The following is a 6610-nucleotide window of genomic DNA, read 5'->3' on the forward strand; positions in this document are numbered from 1 at the left end:
CCGTCGATCTTAAGAAATTCGTCCAGCGCAAACTCGGACTGCGAGTAAAACTTTTCAGAGAATCGAGAGCAGATGAGGCGGTAGGTGCCCACCGCTTCGTTGGTCTTTTTATCGATGATCATTAAATGATCAGCAATGGCATCGTACTCATCAAAATCTAAACCCGTCTCGTGAGACTTACCTAAGCCTTCTTCCAGAAAAATTTTGTGGCGCAGTCTTTGGGCATTATGAATGTCCTCGATGGTCTGAGCGGTTTTGATCAGGAAGTCTTCAGTATCGATCTCGAACGGATACTTACAGCGGTGAGAGTTTAGAAAATCCAAGGACATTTGTTTTTAGCCTATGATTAAATTCTCAACTTGTCGAAAAAAATACGTTTTGGAGAATTGCATTATCACGGCAAAAACTTATTTCACGATGAATGCTATAGATTCTTGCACTCGTTCGATCTTAAGGCTCGATGCTTTCTCCAAGCGATCCCGGAGCGCTTCCCAATCTCGAGAGAGAAATCCCGCAGGTGCTTTAAGAAATATATAAGGGGCCTTCGACGTTTCCGAAAAGCCTCTCATTGTGCCATACATTGTTCTTGCGGCTAAGCGGGGATCTGGCTCATCGAGAGACCAACACACAGGAGGAGTCTCCGTGAACGTCATCGCTAATTTTTCGCAAATGGTTTTGTGAAGCTTTTCCGACCAGTCCTCACCGAGAAGAGACAGCACAAGGGGCTTAGTGGGTTGGTAATGGTTGGGCAAGTGACCGGGTGCGATTTTCGAATCGGGCTTGATCCAATCGATACGTTTATTGAGAGGCTCCACAATCTGGAGAATCTCTTCGCGAGAGATCATTCCAGGTCTGAGTAGACTCAGTTCAATGGCGGTCTCATTTTCGCTCACCTTTAAAATCGTGGACTCGACGCCCACGGAACATGGGCCGCCATCCACCACCGGGATGAGGGATTGAAATTCGCTCTCGACGTGAGACGCCATGGTCGGACTGACTTTTCCAAACTTATTCGCACTGGGGGCTGCCAATGGCCCCGTTTCCGCCAGTATGGCAAGGGCTTGGGCATGCGCCGGCATACGAATCGCGACGGTATCGTGACCCGAAGTGATGGTATCAGAAACTAAGACGCTCTTTTTTAAAACTAAAGTGAGAGGGCCAGGCCAGAACTCCGCCGCAAGCTTCTGAGCCGCAGGGCTAAACTCGCTCACCAAGGGAAAAATCTGTTGCGGACGTCCGATGTGGACAATCAGTGGGTCAAAGGAAGGGCGTTCTTTGGTGGTAAAAATTTTGGAGATGGCGCCGGGGTGGGAAATTGAACCCGCCAAGCCGTAAACAGTTTCCGTGGGGAGAGCGGCGATCTCTCCTTTTTTTAAGAGGGCCACCGCTTCGTTGACAGAAACGATCATTTGGCTTTTTTCTTTTGTTTCACCCGGTAACGCATATTCACCATCTCGATGGCAAACGAGAAGAACATCGCGAAGTAAATATAGTTCTTATTCACATGGGCGCGCATTCCTTCTAACGTGAGGAAGACCCCAATGAGAATTAAGAACGAGAGGGCTAGAATTTTAATCGTAGGATACTCTTCGACCCAGTGGCTGACCTTCTTAGACGCCGCGAGCATCACGATCATTGCGATCACCATCGCCGTAATCATAATATAAAGCTCTTGTGCCATTCCCACGGCGGTAATGACTGAATCCAACGAGAAAATAATATCGAGAATCATGATCTGCACGATCACAAAAGCCATTCGACGGGCCTGAGCCGCCGACGCTTCAATCGTTGGTGCCTCGCCAGTCTCTTCCATTTTATCGTGGATCTCTTTCGTCGATTTGGCGATCAGGAATAGGCCTCCGCCGATGAGAATAAAATCACGAATCGAGAACGGATGATCCAAGACAGTCATCACATCGGCTGTGAGACCCATGACCCAACTGATCGAGAACAGGAGTAAAAGACGCGTCAGTAGCGCGAAAGCTATACCTAAATTTCGAGCTTTAGCTCTTTGAGATACAGGTAGGCGGTTGGTGAGGATCGCAATAAAAACAATATTATCGATTCCTAGGACAATCTCCATAAAACTGAGGGTCACTAAGGATATCAGGGCATCAGCAGTCATCATGGGTTGATTTATTATTGAATTTCGCCGTTTTGGCAAGTGTGAGTCACACGAATCAATCCAGAATTAAGACCGCCGTGCTTCCATGGGGAAGAAACTGTGCCTAATATAATAACAATAGAGATCGAAGGGTCTGCCGCGACAATGATGGACTGGGTCGGGTGCACCAGCTTTATGCCCTCTTGGCGAGCTTTTAGCTCGGCCAAAGCGACACACTTTTCAGCAAAATGTTGGGCGAGCTCATCGGTGAGAACAGGCTTCTCTGCGGAAGCCTGTAAGAAAAACTGGGAGAGAATTATAAAAACCAGCGATCGCATTATTGGCGACCGGTGGCTTCGATCAATTGACCGTCTTTGCACTCGGAGCCAACAAACGTCATATTTCGATAAGGCGTAGAACCAAAGCCAGACACAATAAAGATATCACTCGCGTTGGCGCTGACACGCACGTCGAACTGGGTGATATTGATCTGGTATTGTCGGGCGTTGGATTGCAACTTCATCATGCAAAGCGAGACGCTATCGAGGTCTTTTTGGGTGATGGATCCCACGGGGGCCTGAGGATTGGACGAGAGAGCTTGCTCCAGATCCATCTGTCTTTGCTTTACGCTTTCGACATCGGATTGAAAATTGAGGCCCGTTTGCTGGCCGAGGGCCTGTGTCGAGGCCAAAATACATAGAAGGGCGAGGATTGATTTCATTAAGATCTCCTTTTTAGCTTTAGCGAACCCCGAGATTATAACTCATTCCTAAAAATCGCTAGAATAAGTTCACGGTCGTGAAGTGATTTCATGGGTGTCAAAAAGGTAGACAGCGCTGAAATTAATTCAGCTTATAAGAGGGAAATTTAAATGACGGGTAGAGTTCAGTATCATGCTCGCGAACACAAAAAAGGATGTCCATGAAAACAATATTCTTAGCATTGACGATTTTAGTCCCGCAGTGGTCTTTGGCTCAGGTCATCAACTATCCTCCGCCAGTTCACGAAAACGGGTTTATTGTTCTCGACGTTCTCGAGAGGACTCAGTTCAATAAAGATAAAAAGAATCCCAAATTTGTGGATCCGGTGATGTACCCTCAAGATATCGCTCGTGTTCGTCAGCTGGGCTTAGCTCCCTACAGCCCGTTATTTTCGTTTGTTCCCAAAGAAAAAAAGAAAGACCACGCGGAGCCCTGGCTCGAGGGAAGACCCGACATTACTCAGCCAGATCAGGCAGAGCGAGTGGCGCAACAACTTCAGCGTTACATTTACGAAGGATGGTTTGCGAAAAATAAAAATCCAAATCAAGATTATGACTCCCAGTTTCGAGAGAACGATGAGCGCACGTGGTGTCACACCCCTTGGCTGAATATTTCCGAAAAAGGTCGCGAGGCGATCCACGGACTCACGAAGGAGTTCCCGATTCGTTCGACGTCGGTTTACACCGTTCCTAAAGAGATTGAAGATCGCGAGCTCGCAGTGACTTGGGGGCTCTCATTCTTTAATCGCAAGGTGTGTGGTCAGTATCAGGAATTTTTCCCCAAAGAAAGAAACATGATCCAACAAATTCAGCAGAGAAAACCTCTGTTTGAATCTCCAGATGGTTCGGTCTCGTTTAAGCTTTTGTTCAATGCCATGAAGGATTGGACGAAGGAAATGCCGGAGTGGGAAGGCGCCTACAACTGGACCGCTCACGTGAGCCACGCTCGTCAAAATGACAAAAAGTCCGATGGGGATGAAAGTATTCGCCAGCTTATGAACATTCCTTTAGTGCAGATTGATATTAGTCTTCGTGACAGTCGCCTCAAAGGTACTCGCAGCGATCTTAAAAACTGGGTGATGGTGTCCTATTACTACGACAAAAACTACAAGGCGCCGCACTTAGCGGATATGGACATCCCCGAGGCGCTGAAACACATGCGACCGATCGGTGTTCAATACGGCCTCGATACGGGAGAGTCCATCATATTTGCGGGAGCTCATAACAATCATCGCCCCGGTTACAATACGGGGGATCGCACGGAACTCCCTTACTCAGCCACGCGTCTCAATGGTCCGGTAGACAATACCGTATCCTCGTGTTTGGGATGTCATGCGCAGTCAGGAATTAACTTTGGATTACCGCCGGGAGAAAGAGTGCCCGGAGCCGGCCTAGGATTTCTCAAGAACGAAGACTATCTCCGCCAGATCTCGAAATCCAAGAACGGAAGTTTCGACTTTAATATGCAAGTGGATAAGGCGATGAGAAATTTTGCTTTATCAAAAAAGCAAAAAGTGGAAGGACCTGCGCCGCAAAAATGATGAGCGGCGTGGACCATTGACGTCTTATTTCTGTGCAACGCCTTGAACGGGACGATTCTGAGCCGGATCCTTATAAGGGTTACATTGTTCATGTAACTCTTCCGGATAACATAAAGTTAATAATGGAGCAGAGCCATTCGGCCAAATGATGGATTGAATCATAAATCGGGCGTTCGCTCCGTCCTCGGGATTTAAAGGTGCTAGGCGAACAGGTGTTCCTTTGCCCGTTTTACCTTCGGCATAGCCGCCCTTGAATTTAAGGGGCCAGCTTTGTCCGTGAGATAGCCCATCAATCACTTGGAACCATCCGTCGACCATTTTCACGCGCTCGAACATATCTGTTTTTCCAAAAGCTTCTTTGCCGGGGTATGGTTTTCTCACAAAGTGGAAAGGTGGGCACACAAAGCGTTTGTTGAGATTTTTATCAAAAAAATTAGCGCTGGCCACTTGGCGACTTTGCGAAGCTTTTGTTGTTTGTCGAACCGTTTTTTTGCGCTCTTCGGCTTTAGAGCCCTCTTTTATTTTCTTAAACATCTCGGTCTCTTTGTCGTTCATGCACGGAAATTTTTCGATATCGTGTGTGGTGTGCCACTCACCGAAGCGATGTTGTTGAGAGTCCTTCGAATGCGTGGAGTGAGCCACGATGATGACTATCAGAAACGTAAGTGTTTTGCTAAATGATGACTTCATGTTGTCCCCCGAGACAATGCTGCGTTTATAAAATTAGTGTAAGGGATGAAAGTCGAGTTTCAAAATTTTTTTGTGTTAGGTAACATAATCAGTCTCATTCTAAAACAAAGTGAGTTTTTGCTTTGAATTCCCTGAGGAATTTCGAATTATTTTGTCGACGAATTTGACACTTGAGGTGCCATGGAGTTGATGGCGGCGTTGAAAATTACTGAAGAAAGTCGGTGAGAATTTCTGCAAATCTTTGCGGGTTTTCGATGTTGGCGCAGTGACCATGACCCATAATTTTCGCAAACTGTCCATGCTTACAGAGTTCGGCCATCTTTTTGGTGTCTTCGATCGGAAGGAGCATATCATGTTCGCCGTGAAGGAAGAGTGCCTGACAATCGATTTTTTTTAAATCTTCGCTGATGTCTATGGGATCAAGATTTTTCAGAACAAAAAGCCCCACGGTTTTCGCAGCGTGAAAGGCGTCTTCGACGATCACTTGCTGAAAGTAACGGGAGGTCGGGTCGTTGTTGTAAATGGTGCTGCCAATCACCGTCGCGGTGAGCTCTCGATCATTCTTCATGGCTTCGAACGCCGCCTCGAGACTGGGATCAAATTTAATTCCTTTGGCACCCACGGGATCTAGGGCCACCAAGCGTCCAACTTTTTCTGGCAGAGCTGCGGCCACCATGGCTACGATCAACCCACCAGTGGAGTGGCCTACGAGATCCAATTTTTGGAGATTTAAATTTTTAATAATTTGGAGAATGTCGTCTCGGAAGATCGACATTTTTGCGTCCTCGACAGTTTTCGGCGCTGTACTTTTTCCGCATCCGCGAAATTCAACGAGAATAGCACGTCCTTTAGCTGGTGAGCCGCGGCCTCTGAGAACTTCGAGAGTCGGATACCACCATCTGTTAGAAGCGATGTTGCCATGAACAAATAAAGTGTCCCGAGGAAGCACGTCCTCGAGGATTTCATAGTGAATCTGGTAATTGTCGTCGATTCTACAGAACATAATTATTTAATGATCTGAGCGGTGTTGTCGTGGGGATTACCAATAAAACTACCGCCGCCGAAGAGGGCCTCGTCTTTGGAAATAATGCGATAAACCCAGTACGCTGCAAATGCGGGAACGCTCTCGGGAATTTTATGATCGGAATCGCGAATGTAAATCCGAGAGGCCCGCGAGGCCTCGGGGGTGGCGTCCCAATACTTATCCAATACGTTCTGTTTGATGTATTGATCTCTAAGAGCAATCATTAAATGAAGTTTTCGCGCTGGAATCTTCTCGGTGACTTCGATCGCTTTAAACTTACGAATCCCTTGCACTAAGCGAAAGGCGGCTTCGAGTTTAAAGGGATTTTCGAGAATCACCGGCTCTACTGCTGGATATGTGGCATAAATGATTTGCCGAAGGAAATAGTCATAAAGTTCATCGTCTGATGCAGGATTATAAGGGAACATGATTTTGTTCCACTGCACATTTTTTAAAATTAACTCGTCCTGCTCAGCCAGGGGCTCTGTGAA

9 protein-coding genes are annotated in these 6610 nt (G+C 47.0%); 1 reads left to right on the forward strand and 8 read right to left on the reverse strand.

Translation table 11 applies throughout. The features are described 5' to 3' along the window. The 5 genes from K2Q26_12380 to K2Q26_12400 all read right to left on the reverse strand — a co-directional run. On the reverse strand, window positions 1-329 hold a 329-nt coding region (locus K2Q26_12380), incomplete at its 3' end, for a GNAT family N-acetyltransferase (GenBank protein MBY0316314.1). A gap of 78 nt (window positions 330-407) precedes the next feature. Then, window positions 408-1409, reverse strand: coding sequence for a threonylcarbamoyl-AMP synthase (locus K2Q26_12385; GenBank protein MBY0316315.1), 1002 nt, complete (start codon window positions 1407-1409; stop codon window positions 408-410). Next, complete coding sequence (locus tag K2Q26_12390) at window positions 1406-2128, reverse strand: TerC family protein (protein MBY0316316.1); 723 nt, start codon at window positions 2126-2128, stop codon at window positions 1406-1408. The genes K2Q26_12385 and K2Q26_12390 overlap by 4 nt, the downstream gene beginning before the upstream one ends. Before the next feature lie 11 nt (window positions 2129-2139). Next, on the reverse strand, window positions 2140-2442 hold the full coding sequence (locus tag K2Q26_12395) for a hypothetical protein (protein ID MBY0316317.1): 303 nt from the start codon (window positions 2440-2442) through the stop codon (window positions 2140-2142). Beyond that, a complete protein-coding gene (locus K2Q26_12400; protein ID MBY0316318.1) occupies window positions 2442-2825 on the reverse strand; it encodes a hypothetical protein in 384 nt (127 codons plus the stop codon). The genes K2Q26_12395 and K2Q26_12400 overlap by 1 nt, the downstream gene beginning before the upstream one ends. Window positions 2826-3025: 200 nt before the next feature. Between K2Q26_12400 and K2Q26_12405 the strand changes: the two genes are divergently transcribed. Further along, the gene (locus tag K2Q26_12405) at window positions 3026-4405 is read left to right on the forward strand and encodes a hypothetical protein (GenBank protein ID MBY0316319.1); all 1380 of its coding nucleotides are present in this window, start codon (window positions 3026-3028) and stop codon (window positions 4403-4405) included. A gap of 24 nt (window positions 4406-4429) precedes the next feature. On the opposite strand, the gene K2Q26_12410 is transcribed toward K2Q26_12405, so the two are convergent. From K2Q26_12410 to K2Q26_12420, 3 genes are all read right to left on the reverse strand, one after another. Next, the gene (locus K2Q26_12410; GenBank protein MBY0316320.1) at window positions 4430-5095 is read right to left on the reverse strand and encodes a hypothetical protein; all 666 of its coding nucleotides are present in this window, start codon (window positions 5093-5095) and stop codon (window positions 4430-4432) included. A gap of 205 nt (window positions 5096-5300) precedes the next feature. Next, window positions 5301-6098, reverse strand: coding sequence for an alpha/beta hydrolase (locus tag K2Q26_12415; protein ID MBY0316321.1), 798 nt, complete (start codon window positions 6096-6098; stop codon window positions 5301-5303). A gap of 2 nt (window positions 6099-6100) precedes the next feature. Next, window positions 6101-6610, reverse strand: a 510-nt coding sequence (locus K2Q26_12420) for an alpha/beta hydrolase (GenBank protein ID MBY0316322.1), incomplete at its 5' end; no start/stop codon positions are given.

The sequence above is a fragment of the Bdellovibrionales bacterium genome, from assembly GCA_019750295.1.
Taxonomy (GTDB): Bacteria; Bdellovibrionota; Bdellovibrionia; order Bdellovibrionales; family JAGQZY01; genus JAIEOS01.